Here is an 18,672-nt window from a genome sequence, read left to right as displayed (position 1 = left end):
TGTTCGATGTCCGTTTTTCGATGTTTCACTATGCAAAAAGTTGCATATATCGATCAAGGATAGCAAGTCTCCCACATAGCAGGCAGTGACCAATCCAACCGAAAGCTCTGGCTTTCATTGCACTGAAGCTGTCGCATATCAAGACAAGCACTGGGCAACTCGAACCCTAGCCAAGCAGGTTGAGCACCTGCTCCCGCAGCCACCGGTGGGCGTCGTCTTCATCCTGACTGCGATGCCATAACAGGTGCCAGTCCATCTGGGGGATTTGAAAGGGTAGCTCGAAGCGCTTGGCCGGGTACTGCTGGGCGAGACTCACCGGTACCGTCAGCGCCAGATCCGTTTTCAGGACCACCAGTGGTGCCACCCGGTAATGCTGTACCCGCAACCGCACCTTGCGGCGCCTTCCCAGTTTGTTCAGTGCGATATCCGCAATGCCCGGGCCGCTGCGGCGGCTCGATACGTGGATATGCTCCAAGGCCAGATACTGTTCTAGCGTCAGGCTAGAGGCTCCCGCGAGGGGGTGATCGGGGCGAACCATGCACTGATAGCGGTCTGCGGAGAGACGGTACTGGTTTAACTGGGTCGCAGAAATCATCGGCACATCCAGCGCAAAATCCAGACTATTGGCCGCCAGCTCCTTCACCAGCTGATCCCGCGGCACATAGTAAGACTCCACGCTGATCCCCGGTGCCACCGCCTGCAGGTGCTCCAGTAGCTGGGGTAATACCAGGGTCTCCGCCATGTCGTTCATCGAAACCCGCAGCGTCCGCTGCGCCGTGGCCGGGTCAAACCGGTGGTGCTCTGTGACACTGCTTCCCAGCAGCGCCAGTGCCTGCTGCACCTTGGGCATGATGCTCTCGGTCAGTGGTGTCGGGCTCATACCGCTGGGGGTGCGAATAAACAGCGGATCGTCCAGTGCCCGGCGCAGGCGGGCCAGGGCGTTGCTCACTGCCGGCTGGGTAATGTGCAGGCGCTCTGCCGCCCGGGTCAGATTACGGGTGTTGTAGATGGCATCCAGCACCGGGAAGAGATTCATATCAATTTGTTGTAATTGCACGGTTCAGGCTCTCCTCACCCCTGGGGCTCATTATCACCACTGTGAATGATTGGATATTTACATAATAAACTTTGATGATCCATGGGGAATCGTTAGCTTTATCCCCGGCAAGATGCGCAGGTGAGTCACCCGCGCCGTAATTCGCATGCGGCAGCGTATCCATTACGGTGCCGCAACAGGGGAGGACAGGCAGTGCCAGAAATTTTCGTTGTGCGCCACGGGCAGGCCTCGTTTGGCAGCGACAACTACGATCAGCTCTCGGAGCTTGGCTGGCAGCAAGCACGCTGGCTGGGCGAGCACTGGGCGGGAGAAGAGCAACCGTTCGATCATATTGTCAGTGGTGACCTGAGGCGCCACCGGGAAACCGCCCAGGGTATTTGTGAGGGGCTCGGGCTGGATCGTCATCGGGTGCAAGAGCTCCCCCAGCTCAATGAGTTTGATTTCAAGCACATAATGCATGCGTTTGGCGAAAAGAACCCGAAGGCCGCGCCACCGCCCGGGGCCGCGCGGGGGGACTATTACCGGTTTCTGAAATTGGCCATGCACGCCTGGTCTGCTGGCGAAATTGAGGGGACGGAAAGCTGGCAGCAGTTCGAACAACGCATTGAAGAAGTGCTGGGTGTGCTGGCGGCGGGTGCCAAGGGAGGCCGCACGCTGGTCGTCAGTTCCGGCGGGGCCATTGCCATGATGGTGCGGCAAATACTGGGGGCGCCGTCCCATAGTGTTACGCAGTTGAACATGCAGATAAAAAATACCGCGGTCAGTCATTTTTTTGCCGGCCGCAGTGGTATGACGCTGCACAGTTTCAATCACGTCCCGCATCTGGACAACCGCGAACGCCGCACCTTCATTACTTACAGCTGAGAACCCAAAGAGAATAACAAGGGAACATAACGATGAAATTTGAATATTCCCCGAAAGTCCAGGATCTGCTCATTCGCCTGAAGCGGTTTATGGCGGAGGAGGTGATCCCCGTCGAACAGACCTATTACGAACAGCTTGAGCAGGATCGCTGGGGCGAGCCGCCGGTTATGGAAACCCTGAAGCAGAAAGCAAGGGATGCTGGGCTGTGGAACCTTTTTTTACCGGACAGCAAGTGGGGCGCGGGCCTCAGCAATCTCGAGTATGCGCCGCTCGCGGAAGAAATGGGACGGGTGGGGTTTTCCTCCGAGGTCTTTAACTGTAGCGCGCCGGATACCGGCAATATGGAAGTGCTCGCCCAGTACGGTTCACCGCAGCAGCAAGAACGTTGGTTGAAGCCATTGCTGGACGGCGCGATACGCTCCGCCTTTGCCATGACTGAACCGAAGGTGGCGTCCAGTGACGCCACCAATATCGAGACAGAAATCGTGCGCGATGGCGAGGATTACATCATCAATGGGCACAAGTTTTACATCAGCGGAGCGATGAACCAACGCTGCCAGATCATGATCGTTATGGGCAAGACGGCACCGGACAGCGAAGACCGGTACCGTCAGCAGTCGCAGATACTCGTGCCGATGAATACCCCGGGCGTAAAAGTAATCCGTCCCATGACCGTGTTCGGTTACGACGATGCACCGGAAGGCCACGCGGAAATTATTTTCGACAATGTGCGGGTGCCGAAAGAAAACCTGATTCTCGGTGAGGGGCGTGGTTTTGAAATTGCCCAGGGGCGTCTTGGGCCTGGTCGTATCCACCACTGCATGCGTCTGATCGGCCTGGCGCAGCGCGCGCTCGAAATGATGTCAGTACGTGCAGAAAATCGTGTGGTGTTTGGGCGCCCGATGATTAAGCAGGGCTCCGTGCGTGAAGATATCGCCCGGTCGGCCTGTGAAATCGAGCAGGCGCGTTTGCTGACACTCAAGGCCGCGGATCAGATGGACCGTCTTGGCAACAAGGCCGCCCGCGACCTGATCGCCATGATCAAAATCGTCGCACCGCAGATGGCCTGCAATGTTATTGACCGCGCGATACAGATTCACGGTGCGGCTGGCCTTGGCCAAGACTTCCACTTGGCGCGTGCCTACGCTTACGCTCGCACCATCCGTCTGGCCGACGGCCCGGACCAGGTGCATATGATGCAGCTGGGGCGCAACCTGGCCGCCGCGTACGCCGCTCAAGCGGCCGAGGAGGGCTGAATGTCGGACATAAAAAGCCCCGCAGCAGTCACCCAGCTGGATACGGACGCGTTGTCCGGCTATTTGAGCGGCAAATTGCCTGGGTTCGACGGTCCCGTGCAGGCGAGTAAATTTGCTGGTGGCCAGTCCAACCCTACTTTCAAAATTGAGACGGGTGCGGGTACTTATGTGCTGCGTCGCCAGCCTCCGGGAAAGTTGCTGAAGTCCGCCCATGCGGTTGACCGCGAGTATCGGGTGATGCAGGCGCTCGCCGATAGCGCCGTGCCAGTACCCAGGGTGCTGCATCTGTGTGAAGACCGCGATGTGCTTGGTTCCATGTTTTACCTGATGGAATACTGTGAGGGGCGGATCTTCTGGGATGCCGCACTGCCGGAGCTGGACAACCCCGGGCGCAGTGCATTTTACGAGGAAATGAACCGTGTTCTGGCGGCACTGCATAGTGTGAAGCTGGAGGAAGTGGGGCTTGCCGACTACGGGCGCCCGGGAAACTATTTCGAGCGGCAGTTCGACCGCTGGCAGGGGCAATACCGGGCATCAGAACTACAAACCATCAGCGCCATGGATCAGTTGATTCTGTGGCTTGAAAAAAACCTGCCGCCCGACGACGGCCGCGTATCCCTGGTGCATGGTGATTACCGCCTCGACAATATCATGTTCCATCCCACCGAGCCGCGCGCCATTGCGGTGCTGGACTGGGAGCTTTCCACCCTGGGTCACCCGCTTGCGGATCTTGCCTATCAGTGTATGCAGCTGCGCATGCCCGCAGACAGCGGCAATATTTCCGGGTTAATGGGGGTAGATCGCGGCAAGCTCGGTATACCCACGGAGCGTGAATATGTGGCGCGCTACTGCGAACGTATGGGAATCGGGCATATCGACAACTGGGCCTTTTACCTGGCCTTTAGTTTTTTCCGTCTGGCGGCGATCATCCAGGGGGTTGTGAAGCGTGCGCACGACGGGAATGCATCCAGTAAGGATGCAGTGAAGCTCAGCGCATTTGTTGGCCCGCTTGCCAGCCTCGCATTAGATGTCGTGGAAATGGAGTCCTGAAACTGACGTGGGTAGAACGATCCTTACACACATAAACAGATAAACAAATAATCCGACTGTTGGGAGAATCTTATGGCGACCAATCTTTTTGATCTGAGCGGCAAAATTGCGCTGGTGACCGGCGCCAGCCGCGGCATTGGCGAGGCCATTGCCAAGCTGCTGGCCGAGCAGGGCGCACATGTGCTGGTGTCCAGTCGCAAAATCGAGGGCTGTCAGGCAGTGGCAGATGCGATTAACCGCGCCGGTGGTAAAGCCGAAGCATTGCCCTGCCACATTGGCAATATGGAAGATATAGAGCAGGTATTTGCCCACATTCGCGCCCAGTACGGAAAACTGGATATTCTGGTGAATAATGCCGCGACCAATCCCTATTTTGGTCACATCCTGGATACCGATATCGGCGCTTTTGAAAAAACCGTAGACGTCAATATTCGGGGTTACTTTTTCATGTCTGTGGAAGCGGGCAAACTGATGCGAGAAAACGGCGGTGGATGCATCGTCAATACAGCATCGATCAATGCGCTCCAGCCCGGTGTGGGGCAGGGGATTTACTCCATCACCAAGGCCGCCGTAGTCAATATGACCAAGGCCTTTGCCAAGGAATGCGCGCAGTTCAATATTCGGGTTAATGCGCTGTTGCCCGGTCTCACCAAAACCAAGTTTGCCGGTGCACTCTTCTCCCATGAAGAAATCTACAACACCGCCATCAGCCACATTCCCATGCATCGCCACGCGGAACCGGAGGAAATGGCCGGGACCGTGCTGTATCTCGTTTCCGATGCCGGTAGCTATACCAACGGCGAATGCGTCGTGGTGGATGGCGGCCTGACTTCTTGCGGGGGGATGTGATGATGGACTTGAGTATTGATCCGATTCTGGACTTTACCGGCAAGGTCGCCGTGATTACTGGTGCAGCCAGCGGCTTTGGCGCTCTGGTTGCCGAAGAGCTGGGACGTCGCGGCGCACGCCTGGTGCTGGGTGACATCAACGAAGCCGGTCTGCAGTCGGTGGTAGAGAAGCTGACTGCTTCGGGTGTCGAAGTTCAGGCAATGACTTGCGATGTTTCCTCCGAAACAGACTGTGCGGCGATGGTGGCTCTGGCACGGGAAAATTTTGGCAGCCTGGACATCGCTATCAATAACGCTGGCATTGCCCCGCCCATGCAGCATTTTGAAGATGTGGATGAGGAAATCTTTGACCTGCAACACCGGGTAAATGTGAAAGGGGTGTTTTTCGGTATGAAGCATCAATTGAAGGTGATGCGCACCCAGGGCAGTGGTGTGATTCTGAATGTCAGTTCCATGGCCGGCCTCGGCGGTGCTCCCAAAGCCTCTTCTTATTCTGCCGCCAAACATTCTGTGGTCGGAATGACACGCACCGCCGCGGTGGAATACGCCCGCCACAATGTGCGCGTCAATGCCATCTGCCCCTTTTTCACATTGACCCCGATGGTTACCAATATGCAGGCCCCGGAAGGTGCCACCGCGGATCAGTTGCACGCGACGTTTGCGGCGGGTTGCCCCATGAAGCGCCTGGGTAAACCGGAAGAGGTGGTCAGTGCTATGTTGATGCTCTGCTCACCAGCGCTGACTTACGTCACCGGGCAAGCACTGGCTGTGGATGGTGGTGTGTCCGCGTACTGATTTTTACCCAAGCGTAATTGCCATAGCAATCAGGGAGAGCGATATGCAAGCACTGGTATGCGAGGCCTTCGGCCCCGTGGAAAACCTGAAAATCCGCCACTGGTCATTGCCAGACCTGAAACCCAACGAGGTGCGGCTGGAAGTCCATGCGGCCGGAGTCAATTTCCCCGATGGCCTGATGGTACAGGGAAAATATCAAGTGAAGCCTGAGCTTCCGTTTGTTGCCGGTGGTGAATGTGCCGGCATCATCCGGGAAGTGGGCGATGCCGTTAAAGGGTTCACCGTTGGTGATCGGGTCATTGCCATGCCGGGGCTTGCGGCTTTTGCCGAACAGGTCAATGTGGATCACAAGCTGTTGATGCCGATGCCCAGTGAGCTGGATTTCCCGCAGGCGGCGGGGTTCTGTATCACCTATGCGACTTCCTACTATGCGTTCAAACAACGCGCACAGTTGCAAGAAGGCGAAACCCTGGTCGTTCTGGGTGCTGCCGGTGGTGTAGGGGTAACGGCAATTCAGCTGGGTAAGCTGATGGGGGCTCGGGTAATCGCCTGTGCCTCTACCGATGAGAAACTCGCCTTCTGCCGGGACCTGGGGGCGGATGAGACGATTAACTACAGCAAGGAAAACCTCAAGGATCGTATCCGAGCGTTGACCGACGATAAGGGCGCGGACGTGATTTATGATCCCGTGGGTGGCCAATTCACTGAACAGGCGTATCGCTCAATTGCCTGGGGCGGTCGCTACCTGGTGGTTGGATTTGCTGCCGGCGATATTCCCAAGCTTCCGCTGAATCTGCCGCTGCTGAAAGCGGGGGATATCCTCGGTATCTACTGGGGGGGCTGGGCTGCGCGTGATCCCAGAGGCAATATGCAGAATTTCAGTGAACTACTGGGGTTTGTGCAGGATGGCAGCCTGCAGCCATTGACGACCGAAGTTTACGCTCTGGAAGATTTTCTGCAGGCGTTTACCGTGATTGGTGAGCGTCGTGCGCAGGGTAAGGTGGTTCTAACCATGACCCATCCCTGACCTTGGGAGTGCCGGTCGAAAAAAAGGGCGTGATGCGGTTTGCATCACGCCCTTTTTACATTTATGGGACAAGCGATCCTCAGGGGAGAATACGGCAATGCGCCCGTGCCTTGCTGGCGAGATCTACGGGCAGGGGGTTATCGCCGACCGAGCGCTGCTGTCGCCGCCACTGGGCACAGAGTTCCATGTAATTGCCTGCCTTCACTTCGGTTCGCAGTGCGTGCCACGCATCTTGTGTCGCAGCCTGGTTCCCAGGCTTGGTTCGGTAGCGCTCCAGGCCCAGCTCACGGCTGTTATTCTGGTGGCCGATTTGCCCCGGCGTTGCCCCAATATATTGCGCAGGGTGCAACAGCACGATGGCGATAGCGATGGCGCCAAACCCGGAAGCGGCCTTTGACAGTAGTCTGCTACTTGGACTATTGACCGATCTGCGGGGCTTGATGGCGCGAGCACTCGCAAGCAATTTTTCATCAAGTGACGCGGGGATCTGAAGCTGACCCGAGTCGTGGTGATAGGATGATTCCCAGCATTTTCTGTTCATGTTCAAACTACCTCAACAGAGCGGTTGGCACCAGCGGCACTTGCGGGTGCCAAATTCGGGGATTTTTTCCAGGAAAAAATCGGGCTGGAACTGGTGGGTGTCGGCAAGGCATTGCCGCGCTGCTCGGTAGCCGGCTCGTCGGCTCGTTGAGCCTGCGCTGCCGCTTCGCGGGCCAGCGTTGCTGCAGACTTCCACGGCTTGCGCGCGCTCCCGTTTAACGCATGTTCCATGTGCTCTCTACCCTGCTGCAGCAGAGCACGGCAGGTAGAAAGCGGGATTTGCTCGATGTCCGCCGCCGTCGCTAGTGACAGGCCGCACTCGGTCACCAGCAGGAAAATGTTTCTCTGCTGACGCGGCAGCGTCTGAATTGCACTGAGCACGCTTGAGCTGGCCAGCGCTTCACTGAGACGGGCTTCTTCAGCCTGGGGATTATCTCTGTTAGCCGAGGGGGAGCGTAGGGTTCTGCAGAGTCGAATATACAGCCAGTTTTTTAGCTGCTGACGATATAACTTTGGCGGTGCATCCAGAAAGCTTTTCCAGAAAGATTCCATTGCCGACACGCAGTATTCCGGTGCCATCTGCGCGCAGTAGCGAAACAGCTGATCTTTATAGCGCAGGTAAATTTCCTGAAAGACCTTGTGGTGACGCGCCTCGTAAAACCGAGAAACCAGATCTTCATCACTGAGACTGCACAAATTCTCCGTAAACATGGGATTTGCCTCCTTGGCGCTACTTCCCAATGCTACTTACCCGGCTGTCCATCTCCTGGAAAATCATTTCTGGCCTTCACTGGCCATGACAGGAGTACATCGTAAATCGAGTAAATGTTCTGTTAACGTTATTTTGCCCGTAACTGCTTGGGGGCAAATACCACACCTTGACTCAGTATTAACCTTATTTTCGCCGGGACTCCGGTGTCTCTTCTGCACCGGTCACTTTCTCCGCGGACCCCCTGACCACCTTTTCTTGCCGGCCCTGATTGTCATCAGAATTGTCGCTGGTGACATGACTGCTTTTTTTCCAGGCAGCAAGGAAAAGGGTGCCGAGGCCGAGAAGAATCTCATCCACAAAGGGAACCAGGTCGGGAATGATCAGGTCAATCAGGAAGAGTGCGCACATCCATTTGAATAACTGGGGATGCTTCAGGCGGCGGGCATAGTTGAGGAACCAACCGACCAGGGCACTGGGTAGTACGCGCTTCATAGAGTGATTGAAACTGCTTTCGAGACCGTGTTGGGAGTATAGCCCGCGTCTGCGCGACCATCTGCGGGAGGAAAGGTTCCAAGTATAAAAACACGCGGTGAATGGCGTAGAAATTCCCCCGGTAGTGCTTCCGGATCACCATCGAAGGCGCTGCAGTAGTCTGAAAAGTGAGCAGTTTCAGGCGGTCGATAGGCGTCGGTCGCGGAACGGAAGCGGCAGCTGCTCGGGGCCCAATTCGGCGCGTAAATCCCTGAGTTTGACGCCGACACCCAGCAGTCGGATCGGATCACTGCGCTTATCCCAACATTGCTGTAGCAGCTGTTTGAATTCGCTGATGCGACCCGCGCGGCTGGCGCGCTCCTGGGTGGACTGGGTGAAGTCCGCGTATTTTACCTTGATGATTGCCGCGCTGATTTCGTAGCGATCACCGAGGCTTTCGAGGCGCTCCTGTAGCCGCCCATAGAGACCGACCATCTGCTCCTGCCAGTGGTCGAAGTCCTTCAGGTCCTCACTGAACGTACGTTCCACACTCACGCTCTTGCGGGCACTATCACCATTGACGGGTCTGTCGTCGATCCCGCGACAAAGATGATAGAGGCGGTTGCCAAACTTTCCGTACTTCTCCACCAGCTCCAGCAGGCTAAAGCGACGTAAATCACTGCAGGTATGAATCCCCTGACGATGCATTTTTTCGGCCGTGACCCGACCGACACCGTGGATTTTTTTTACCGGCAACCGCAGGACAAAATCTTCCACTGCGTCCGGGTGGATTACGGTGAGACCGTCCGGCTTTTGCCAGTCACTGGCGATTTTTGCCAGGAACTTATTCGGGGCCACGCCGGCGGAAATGGTGATACCCAGCGCTTGGTGTACCCGTGCGCGTATCTCCTGCGCGATCAGGGTTGCACTGCCGTTGCAATGGGGGCTGTCGGTAACGTCCAGAAATGCTTCGTCTAAAGATAGAGGTTCTATACTTTCGGTGAAACTGAGAAATATTTCCCGGATCTGCGCGCTGACTTCCCGGTATTTCTTCATATTGCCCGGCACTACAATCAGCTCTGGGCAAAGCTTCTTGGCCTGGGATGTGGGCATGGCCGAGCGTACGCCAAAACTGCGGGCCTCATAGTTACAGGTGGATATCACACCTCTGCGATCACTGGAGCCGCCCACGGCAATGGGGCGACCGCGCAAGTTCGGGTCGTCCCGCATTTCTACCGATGCGTAGAAGCAGTCACAGTCGCAGTGGATGATTTTTCGCATGCTGGGATTATATACAGTATTTGGTCGCTCGCCACGGACTAATTGAACCAACCATTAAAGATGTTCCCCATTCTCAAGGAGGTGCAGCATGAGTCTTTTGCCGCTGACGGATTCACACTCGGACCCGCGGGTGACCGAGGTGCTCGACGATATTCGAACCACGCTGGGCATGGTGCCGGCTATTTTCCGGGTTAACGGGGGTAACCCGACGATACTGTCCGTTTTATGGAAGCGATATCAGCACGTGATGCTGACCGGCAGCCTGTCGCCGAAATTAAAGGAGGGAATCGCGCTGATGGTGGCGGCAGATGAGCACAGCGATTATGGCATTGCTTTGCACAGTACTGCCCTGCAGAAACTCGGGGTGGACCCGCACGAAGTACTGCGCATCCGCACCGACCCGGATCATGCGCATTACGAGCCCAAAGATCATGCGTTGCTCGAAGTGGCGAGACACGCAAACAAAAGCCCGCACGATCATGCTGAGCGGTTTGTAGAGGCGGCGCGGGAGAGAGGAGCCAGCGATGAAGAAATTCTGGAGGCGCTGGCCGTGGCCGGATTGGCCGCAGAATTGAGCCACACCGCTGCGTTTCTCGCGGTCCCGTCGGACTGATATTGCCCAAAGGTCTTGCTGATTCCGGGCTCAGTAAATGTCCCGAGCGGTAGACGGCAGGCACAAAAAAGCCGTCCTGGTGACGGCTTTCGGTCGAAGTTCAGGCTTTAATTCTCAGCGCTCAAGCAGTTCCAGCTTGCCGGTTTTACCATCCCATTCTTCTGCATCGGGCAGCGGGTCTTTCTTCTCGGTAATGTTCGGCCAAACCTCGGCCAGTTCCGCGTTCAGCTCGATGTATTCCTGCTGGTCATCCGGCACCTCGTCCTCGGAGAAGATGGCGTTGGCAGGACATTCCGGCTCGCACAGGGCGCAGTCAATACATTCGTCCGGGTGGATCACCAGGAAGTTGGGGCCTTCGTAGAAGCAGTCTACCGGGCAAACTTCCACACAGTCGGTGTATTTGCACTTGATGCAGTTTTCCCCAATTACGAATGTCATCTTTGTCCCTCGATAATGCAGTGTCGTTGCCGCGAATCGGCCAGTCCGCCGTGCGCGAGCCGTGCCTGATTCTGAAAGCAGCGGATTTTAGCAATAACTGGCGCGAATTGTAGTGGCTTTTGAGTCGAATTGGTTGGGTGCTTATAACAATTTGCGCAGGGCGTAGAGCTGCTCCAGTGCCTGGCGGGGCGTGAGGTCATCCGGGTCCAGGGATTCCAGCGCTTCCACTGCCGGGTGCGGAGCACTGCCGAACAGGTCTACCTGTGCCGGTGCGGTGCTTGCCGGTTTCACTGGGGCTGTTACAGGGGCTGTTACGGGAGCTGATACAGGCGCGGTTGCAGGACTGGCTGCCGTTGGTGCACCGGGCCCGGAGTCGCGGGTGGTGTGGCCGGCTTCCAGTGCCGCCAGGCGCGCCTTGGCTTCATCCAGTACCGGTTGCGGGATACCGGCGAGCTTGGCGACCTGCAGGCCGTAACTTTTGGAGGCTGGCCCCTCCTGAATGCGGTGCAGGAACACGATGGAGTCCCCGTGTTCGGTGGCATTGAGGTGGATGTTGGCGGCGTCGGGGCACTGTTCGGGCAGCTCGGTGAGCTCGAAATAGTGGGTGGCAAACAGGGTGAAGGCGCGCACCTGGTCGGCCAGGAACTGGGCGCAGGCCCAGGCCAGGGACAGGCCGTCGTAGGTGCTGGTGCCGCGCCCAATCTCGTCCATCAGGATCAGGCTGTGCTCGCTGGCATTGCGCAGGATATTGGCGGTCTCGGTCATTTCCACCATAAAGGTAGAGCGGCCGCCGGCCAGGTCATCGGCGCTGCCGATGCGGGTGAAGATACGGTCCAGCAGGCCGATACGCGCGCTGTCGGCGGGTACAAAGCTGCCGCAATGGGCGAGCAGGGCGATCAGCGCGGTCTGGCGCATGTAGGTGGACTTACCACCCATGTTCGGGCCGGTGATGACCAGCATGCGGCGGCTTTCATTGAGCTCGATGTCGTTGGCTACAAACGGGTCGTCGAGTACCTGCTCCACCACCGGGTGGCGGCCGCCCTCGACATGAATGCCCGGCTGTTCGCTCAACTCTGGCTGGATCAGTCGCAGCTGGTCGGCGCGCTCGGCCATATTCGCCAGTACATCCAGTTCAGAAACCGCGGCGGCGGCATTTTGCAGTGCGGCCAGGTGTTCGTTCAGCTGGGTGAGCAATTCCTCATACAGGAATTTTTCCCGCGCGAGCGCGCGGCTCTTGGCCGAGAGCGCCTTGTCTTCAAACTCCTTCAGTTCCGGGGTGATAAAGCGCTCGGCATTTTTCAGGGTCTGGCGGCGGATGTAGTCCGCGGGCGCCTTGTCACTCTGGCCGCGGCTGATCTCGATAAAGTAGCCGTGCACCCGGTTGTAGCCCACCTTCAGGGTGGGAATGCCGGTGCGCTCTTTTTCGCGCACTTCCAGCTGCACCAGGTAATCGCCGGCGTTTTCGCTGATGCCGCGCAGCTCGTCCAGTTCTTCATCGAAGCCATCGGCAATCACGCCACCTTCGCGAATCACCACCGGTGGGTTTTCCACCAGTGCGCGGGTCAATAACTCCACCGTCTCTGGCCACTCACCCATTTCGCGATGCAAGCGGGCGAGCAGGGGGGCGTCGGTTTCGCGCAGCTGGCGCTGCAGTTCCGGAAACTGCGCCAGAGACATACCAAGACGTGACAGGTCGCGCGGGCGCGCAGATCGCAGGGCCAGGCGGCCGAGAATACGCTCCATATCGCCAATGGGCTTGAGCGCTTCGCGCAGGGGTTCAAAACGGTAATCGGCAATTAGTGCCGCAATGGCCTGCTGGCGTTGCTGCAGGGTGTCGAGGTTGCGCAGTGGGTTGTTGAGCCAGCGGCGCAGCAGGCGGCTACCCATGGCGGTTTTACACGCGTCGAATACCGACAGCAGTGTGTTGTCGTCACCACCGTTGAGATTGGTATCGATTTCCAGGTTGCGGCGGCTGGCCGGGTCCAGGGCCACGGTGTCTTCATTGCGCTCGGTGCGCAGGGTGCGGATATGGGGCAGCTCGGTACGCTGGGTATCGCGGGCATATTGCAAGAGGCAGCCGGCGGCGGAAAGTGCCGCGTGCATTTGGCTGCACCCGAACGCTTCCAGGTCCAGGGTGCCAAACTGGCGGTTCAGCAGGCGTAGGGCGCTCTCCAGGTCAAATTCCCAGGGGGCGCGCCGGCGCAGGCCCGCCCGGCGCTCGATCTCCGCCGGGAGCACGAGATCTTCAGACACCAGCAATTCGGTGGGGCTGAAACGCTGGATCTGTTCGACCAGGCCCTCCAGCGTCGCCACTTCCTGCACCGCAAAGTAGCCGGTGCCCACATCCAGCAGCGCCAGCCCGAAGTGATCGCCCAGCTGCACCGTGGCGGCCAGCAGGTTGTCCCGGCGCTCGTTCAGCAGCGCCTCATCGGTGACGGTGCCGGGGGTAACAATCCGTACCACCTTCCGGTCAACCGGGCCCTTTGAGGTGGCCGGGTCGCCAATCTGTTCGGCGATGGCGACGGAGACGCCGGCCTTGATCAACCTCGCCAGATAACCTTCCGCCGCATGGTAGGGAATCCCGGCCATGGGAATCGGCTGTCCGCCGGATTTTCCCCGTGCGGTCAGGGTGACATCCAGCAGTTCCGCCGCGCGTTTGGCATCGTCGTAGAACAGCTCGTAGAAGTCGCCCATGCGGTAGAACACCAGCTCCTGGGGGTGTTCGGCCTTGATCCGCAGATACTGCTGCATCATCGGGGTATGTTCGGGCTTCGCGGTCTTGCTGGTGGCTGGCATTGGGGAAAATTCTTTTAAATCAATCGGTTAGGGCGAAACGGCGGTTTCGCTCGATGCGCGGGCTGGCACGGCTTGAATTGGCGCAGAGGATACCAAAGGTCGCTGTAAACCACTATCTGCCCGCAGACATTGCACGTCGAGCCGTGCAGTATCCGGGGGTATGTTGACCGGCTGGTTCTCCTGCGGGTACCGAGAGGCTGCCTTAAGAAGTGAATACTTCCTGTCGGGATACCCCCACCTTACCCTTGAATAGGCTTCCACACCGCAAACCCCTTTGTGTGGGGGCGGGAGGCGCTATGAACCTGCAAATCATTTCACTGGAAGGGCATATTTATGTGGTCAATACCGTCGATGAAAACGGGGCACACCTGTTGATCGGCAATGACCACAAGCCGCGCCAGTTTCATTGCCTCGAAGAAATTCGTGATTATTTTAATCCGCGGGCGTTTGATGAAGTGTGGCTCGAACAGAGAACGCCTTACGAGGAAATGTGTGGTCTGACGGATGACACCTCTCCACTCAGGGTTCAGTTGCATTGGAAGTAGTTTTCCATGTACGCAAAGCCAATCCATCCAATTTTAATCCAGCTCTCCCTTGGGCAGGGTTTTGGTTGTTGGGCAGGATTGTGGTTGAGAGGTGGATGCCCTGTGACGCGCCCTAGGCCGACGTATCCTTAAGATCGGGTGAGTGGAGGCACGCTCCTCTTGGCGATGGTGCGAAACTGTCCCAGAGCAATTGCCGCTCCCCGCAGAATACTTCTTCCTGAAAAGTGAATTGCCTGGTTGCTGTGAAAGCCCCATAGCTGACATCGCCCCCGATCCGATTGTGATCAACCTGAGTGCCAAAATTTCTCCACGCCGTTGCGCATCTCACATCCATTCTCGCGCTTGAAAGAGCCGGTACAGTCATTGAGTACGGTTTACCATCAATTTCTCGATGCATTGGCAAGCCACTAGCGCGGTGTTACTTTTATTCTCCTGGGTGTGCCACACCCTTCTTCTGTGCGCCAACCAGAATTACTGGTGTAGATCCGTGAAACCCGCGGGACGAAGGGGCGGCGATTTGCTTCTGTCGTTTACCCGAGGTGCCTCTCACCGGTTGCGATGGTCATCCGGGACTGGCAGGCCCAAAGCAATCGGACGGCTTCTGACCCACACTAATAATTGCGCTCTGGAGGGCGATCATGGGTAAGCAATTGGTATTACTTCTTTTTACCGTCATCGGCATCGCCGCTGCCCATGCGCAGGTTCCCGAAAATAGTCAGCAATTACTGGTGACCATCACCAACAGTTGGGATGCGGATACCGGTGAACTCTATGCGTTCAGCCGCACTGAGAGTGGCTGGAGGCCGGTACTGGAACCGATACCCGTCAACCTTGGTCGTACCGGACTTGCGTGGGGAATTGGCTTGCACCCTGAATCCATCGTAGGCAAGGAGGATCCGCAGAAGCGGGAGGGGGACGGCAAGGCCCCGGCGGGTATTTTTCGTCTGGGAGATGCATTCGGATACCCCAACGCAGTAAATACCGGTCTGGGTTACCAACCCATGACGGCCTCCCACTACTGTATCGATGTGCCTGCTTCCCCCCTATATAACCAGACGGTGGATGCGGAACTGGTCGGCAAGCAGGCGGTGCAGGGCTCTTCCGAGGGTATGCGCCGGGACATCCACTACGGTGACCAGCAGTACAAAAAAGGAATCTTCGTAGCGCATAACCCGGCCAATGTGCCGGGTGCCGGAAGCTGTATATTTGTGCACCTCTGGAAAGCCGCGGGCAGCGCTACCGCTGGATGTACCGCCATGGGGGAGCCGGAGATGGATACAGTGCTCAAGTGGCTACAGGCCGACCAGCAACCGGTGTACTTAGCGTTGCCCAGGCAACAGTACCGGGCATTACAGTCACAGTGGCGTTTGCCGGCACTGTAAAGTAATCATGTTAAAAATAACTATCGGCGCCGACGATAGTTGCAAACTGTCACCGAACACCACGCTGTTTAAACTGAGCTCGATACCCGCTGCTTAATTGTGGCGGTCTTTCACTACAGTTGAAAATGAGCAATGCGATGAGCAGCAAAAACTGGCAGGCGGACAAGCGCCACTGGATGCACCCGTGGACCCACTTCGATTCTTTTGAGGAAGAGGGCTCCCTGATGATGGCCCGTGCCAAGGGAGCCCGGGTCTGGGACGAGCAGGGTAATTCCTACTTTGATGCGGTGGGTGGCCTCTGGTGTACCAACATTGGTCTCGGCCGAGAGGAAATGGCAGAAACCATCGCCGAACAGGTTCGGGAAATGGCCTACGCCAATCCTTTCGTGGACATTTCCAACGTACCCGCAGCACAGCTGGCGAAGAAACTGGCGGAGCTGGCGCCCGGAGATATTAACCGGGTGTTTTACAGTTGCGGGGGTTCTACGGCAATCGATACCGCCTTCCGCCTGGTGCACTTTTACCAGAACTGCCGAGGAAGACCGCATAAGAAACACATCCTGGCGCGCAAGGGTGGTTACCACGGTAGTACCTATGCGGCCATGTCGATAACCGGTAAGTCCGGCGACAAGATTCCGGAGTTCGACTATATCCAGGACTCCATTCACCACCTGAGCTGCCCCAACCCTTATCGTGCGCCCACGGGCATGGACGAGCAGCAGTTTTGTGATTTCCTCGTAGAAGAGTGCAAGCAGAAGATTGCGGATCTGGGAGCTGATAATATCGCGGCGTTTTTTGCCGAGCCCATCCTTGGTTCTGGTGGCGTGATCGTACCGCCGGAGGGCTACAATCGCCGTATCTGGGAGCTTTGCCAGGACAACGACATTCTGTTCGTTGCCGATGAGGTGGTCACCGCTTTTGGAAGAGTGGGCCACTGGTTTGCCTCGGAAGATCTGTTTGGTGTGCAGCCGGATATCATCACCTGTGCGAAAGGACTGACATCGGGCTACCTGCCGCTGGGCGCGACGCTCTTTTCCGATCGTATATACGAGGTTATTTCTACGGGTGATGCTGATCGTTACTTTGCCAGCGGCTACACCTACTCAGGGCATCCCGTTGCCTGTGCGGCAGCACTCAAGAATATTGAGATCATCGAGCGGGAAAATTTGCTGGAGCGTGTTGTTGAAGTGGGAGCCTACTTCGAACAGCGCCTGCAAACCCTGCGGGATTTGCCCCTGGTCGGTGATGTCCGGGGTAAGCGTTTCATGATGTGTGTGGAAAATGTCGCGGACAAGTCCACCAGGCAATTGTTGCCCGATGAACTCAACATCGGTAAGTGGATATCCGATCGGGCAGAATCGAACGGCTTGATTGTTCGGCCCATCGTACATCTGAATGTGATGTCGCCCCCACTCACCATGAGTCGCGCTGAAGTGGACTTTGTGGTGGAGCAGTTGGGCGCAGCGATCGAGCACGCCTACCACGATCTGCGCAGAGAAGGGCTGCTACCGAGCCCCCGAAAGCTGATCGCCTGATCTGCGGTGCACCAAAGAGCCCGTCATGCGGGCTCTGTCACAACCTTTTCTGCGGAGAGTACGCGCGATACTTCATCAATCAGTTTTTTCCCCGCAGGTCCCAGAGTTTTTCTGCGCGACCAGATCAGGTCTGTGCAGTAGGGGTAAGGGGTCAGTTGAAAGTTGGTATTCAGTACCGTGATTGCACCGCGCTCGATATGTGGTCGCGCAATGTGCAAGGGCGTAAACGCCCAGCCCAAGCCGGCGGTGAGCATGGTCATAAACAGAGAGTAGCTCTCCAGGTACCAGATGCGATCACTCAGATCGTTTTCCGGCATAGAAGCCGGATCGCTACTGGCGCTGATGCGCAGATGCAGGTGATTGTGCAGGTCCTGCACGCCCACCGTATCCAGCGCGGTGAGCGGGTGGTTTTTGCCTGCCACCATCACAAACGAGCAATTGCCGACACCGCGGAAATCAAAGTCCTCCGGGTAGTCGCTCTGGCTTAAAACGATCCCGATATCGGCTTTGCCCTCGCGTACTAGTTTTGCTGCACTATCGCCAGACGCATGTAGGAGGGTAACGGTAACGGTACCAAACTTGGAATAGAAGGCTTGCAGGCTTTCTGTCAGTGCCTTCAGATCGATAGAAGACTCATCGATCGCGATGGTCAGCGACTCTTCCAGCCCAGCATTCAGGCTGCGGCTCTTGGCTTCGAAGCGGGAGTAAGAGTTCAGGAGCGAGCGTGCATCGTGCAGCAGGGATCGACCCTGTGCGGTGAGTTTAGGCTCGCGGCCTGAGCGATCGAAAAGTGTCAGGCCGGTATCAATTTCAAGGTTGCTGATCAGACCGGAAACCGTGGACTGCGCCTTACCCAGTGACCGTGCAGCCGCTGAAAACGAGCCACTGCGTGCCGCCGCCTCAAACGCTTCCAGCTGTTCCGGAGCAATAAAAAAACGCGATTCCATAATTTGCCTGAATGTTTTACTGACTATTGTTCTGACAGGGTGGCGCTGATATGGCTGGGGGAGTGGCGCTGTCAATTGACGTTTGTGACCGGAGGTGTGGTTTCGGTACATCCATTGCTACCGCCCCATCTCCATTGCCCTGCACGTTTGCTTTGTCTATTACGGTTACGAAATGACTGGCTTACGGTACCTTCCTCCCGGCCCTATCGTGGTAATACCTTGTATCGGTTTAACCTATGAGAGCGACTTTAACAAAGCCGACGGCCGAGTAAAGCAGAGAGCACAAACACGTCTCTATCTAACCGGGTATATGTCCGAATTTAACCGCATTGGCACGTGTTATCCGGCGCATTCCCCCCACCAGTAGCAGCCAGTCATACTCAGCTGAGTTCCATTTAGGGCTAGCTATTCACGCCATCTGGCGATCCGGGCCTCTAAACTATCGCCAGTACCGATACTTGATATTTTCCATTTCTTATTGGCTAACGAGATCCTGACTTAAGGGTGGATGAGTT

Annotated in this window: 18 protein-coding genes; 10 read left to right on the top strand and 8 right to left on the bottom strand. The window is 57.0% G+C overall.

Features of this window, described 5'->3' with window-relative positions; genetic code table 11:
- Positions 1-166 precede the first annotated feature (166 nt).
- A complete protein-coding gene (locus JF535_RS14295) occupies positions 167-1,057 on the bottom strand; it encodes a LysR substrate-binding domain-containing protein (RefSeq protein WP_207003269.1) in 891 nt (296 codons plus the stop codon).
- Positions 1,058-1,249: 192 nt separating this feature from the next.
- Here JF535_RS14295 and JF535_RS14290 point away from each other — a divergent pair, with 192 nt between their 5' ends.
- The 6 genes from JF535_RS14290 to JF535_RS14265 all read left to right on the top strand — a co-directional run bounded on the left by JF535_RS14290 (position 1,250) and on the right by JF535_RS14265 (position 6,897).
- Complete coding sequence (locus tag JF535_RS14290; RefSeq protein WP_207003267.1) at positions 1,250-1,921, top strand: histidine phosphatase family protein; 672 nt, start codon at positions 1,250-1,252, stop codon at positions 1,919-1,921.
- Between the two features lie 32 nt (positions 1,922-1,953).
- Positions 1,954-3,177: an acyl-CoA dehydrogenase family protein gene (locus tag JF535_RS14285; protein WP_207003265.1), complete on the top strand. Its 1,224-nt coding sequence runs from the start codon at positions 1,954-1,956 to the stop codon at positions 3,175-3,177.
- On the top strand, positions 3,178-4,227 hold the full coding sequence (locus tag JF535_RS14280; RefSeq protein ID WP_207003263.1) for a phosphotransferase: 1,050 nt from the start codon (positions 3,178-3,180) through the stop codon (positions 4,225-4,227).
- Between the two features lie 72 nt (positions 4,228-4,299).
- On the top strand, positions 4,300-5,076 hold the full coding sequence (locus JF535_RS14275) for an SDR family oxidoreductase (protein WP_207003262.1): 777 nt from the start codon (positions 4,300-4,302) through the stop codon (positions 5,074-5,076).
- The gene (locus JF535_RS14270; RefSeq protein ID WP_207003261.1) at positions 5,076-5,870 is read left to right on the top strand and encodes an SDR family NAD(P)-dependent oxidoreductase; all 795 of its coding nucleotides are present in this window, start codon (positions 5,076-5,078) and stop codon (positions 5,868-5,870) included. Before JF535_RS14275 ends, JF535_RS14270 begins: the two co-directional genes overlap by 1 nt.
- 43 nt (positions 5,871-5,913) lie before the next feature.
- Positions 5,914-6,897, top strand: a complete 984-nt coding sequence (locus JF535_RS14265; protein ID WP_207003260.1) for an NADPH:quinone oxidoreductase family protein — start codon at positions 5,914-5,916, stop codon at positions 6,895-6,897.
- A 79-nt stretch (positions 6,898-6,976) separates the two neighbouring features.
- Here JF535_RS14265 and JF535_RS14260 read toward each other — a convergent pair whose 3' ends face one another.
- The 4 genes from JF535_RS14260 to dinB form a co-directional block, all read right to left on the bottom strand.
- Positions 6,977-7,438 carry a hypothetical protein gene (locus JF535_RS14260; protein WP_207003259.1) on the bottom strand — a complete coding sequence of 154 codons (462 nt, stop codon included), beginning with the start codon at positions 7,436-7,438 and terminating at the stop codon, positions 6,977-6,979.
- 2 nt (positions 7,439-7,440) lie between these two features.
- A complete protein-coding gene (locus tag JF535_RS14255; protein WP_207003258.1) occupies positions 7,441-8,148 on the bottom strand; it encodes an RNA polymerase sigma factor in 708 nt (235 codons plus the stop codon).
- Positions 8,149-8,332: 184 nt separating this feature from the next.
- The gene (locus tag JF535_RS14250) at positions 8,333-8,641 is read right to left on the bottom strand and encodes a DUF6116 family protein (RefSeq protein ID WP_207003257.1); all 309 of its coding nucleotides are present in this window, start codon (positions 8,639-8,641) and stop codon (positions 8,333-8,335) included.
- A gap of 177 nt (positions 8,642-8,818) precedes the next feature.
- On the bottom strand, positions 8,819-9,901 hold the full coding sequence (gene dinB / locus JF535_RS14245) for a DNA polymerase IV (RefSeq protein ID WP_207003255.1): 1,083 nt from the start codon (positions 9,899-9,901) through the stop codon (positions 8,819-8,821).
- Positions 9,902-9,989: 88 nt separating this feature from the next.
- On the opposite strand from dinB, the gene JF535_RS14240 reads away from it, so the two are divergent.
- Positions 9,990-10,514, top strand: coding sequence for a carboxymuconolactone decarboxylase family protein (locus JF535_RS14240; protein ID WP_207003250.1), 525 nt, complete (start codon positions 9,990-9,992; stop codon positions 10,512-10,514).
- 114 nt (positions 10,515-10,628) lie between these two features.
- Here JF535_RS14240 and fdxA read toward each other — a convergent pair whose 3' ends face one another.
- Together fdxA and mutS are read right to left on the bottom strand one after the other, a co-directional pair.
- Entirely contained in the window at positions 10,629-10,952 is a 324-nt protein-coding gene (gene fdxA, locus JF535_RS14235) for a ferredoxin FdxA (protein ID WP_066963462.1), read from the bottom strand.
- Positions 10,953-11,093: 141 nt separating this feature from the next.
- Positions 11,094-13,748 (bottom strand): DNA mismatch repair protein MutS, encoded by a 2,655-nt coding sequence (gene mutS, locus JF535_RS14230; protein ID WP_207003249.1) that lies wholly within the window; start codon positions 13,746-13,748, stop codon positions 11,094-11,096.
- 296 nt (positions 13,749-14,044) lie between these two features.
- Here mutS and JF535_RS14225 point away from each other — a divergent pair, with 296 nt between their 5' ends.
- The 3 genes from JF535_RS14225 (at position 14,045) to JF535_RS14215 (ending at position 17,210) form a co-directional block, all read left to right on the top strand.
- Entirely contained in the window at positions 14,045-14,293 is a 249-nt protein-coding gene (locus JF535_RS14225; protein WP_207003248.1) for a DUF6482 family protein, read from the top strand.
- A 638-nt stretch (positions 14,294-14,931) separates the two neighbouring features.
- The gene (locus JF535_RS14220; protein ID WP_242523839.1) at positions 14,932-15,675 is read left to right on the top strand and encodes a L,D-transpeptidase family protein; all 744 of its coding nucleotides are present in this window, start codon (positions 14,932-14,934) and stop codon (positions 15,673-15,675) included.
- Positions 15,676-15,812: 137 nt separating this feature from the next.
- Positions 15,813-17,210, top strand: a complete 1,398-nt coding sequence (locus JF535_RS14215) for an aminotransferase (RefSeq protein WP_207003247.1) — start codon at positions 15,813-15,815, stop codon at positions 17,208-17,210.
- A gap of 23 nt (positions 17,211-17,233) precedes the next feature.
- Here the strand turns inward: JF535_RS14215 and JF535_RS14210 are convergent, their stop codons facing one another.
- Positions 17,234-18,157: a LysR family transcriptional regulator gene (locus tag JF535_RS14210; protein ID WP_207003246.1), complete on the bottom strand. Its 924-nt coding sequence runs from the start codon at positions 18,155-18,157 to the stop codon at positions 17,234-17,236.
- Positions 18,158-18,672: the final 515 nt, after the last annotated feature.

This window comes from Microbulbifer salipaludis (assembly GCF_017303155.1).
GTDB lineage: Bacteria > Pseudomonadota > Gammaproteobacteria > Pseudomonadales > Cellvibrionaceae > Microbulbifer > Microbulbifer salipaludis.
This window is presented reverse-complemented; position numbering and strand designations above follow the sequence as displayed.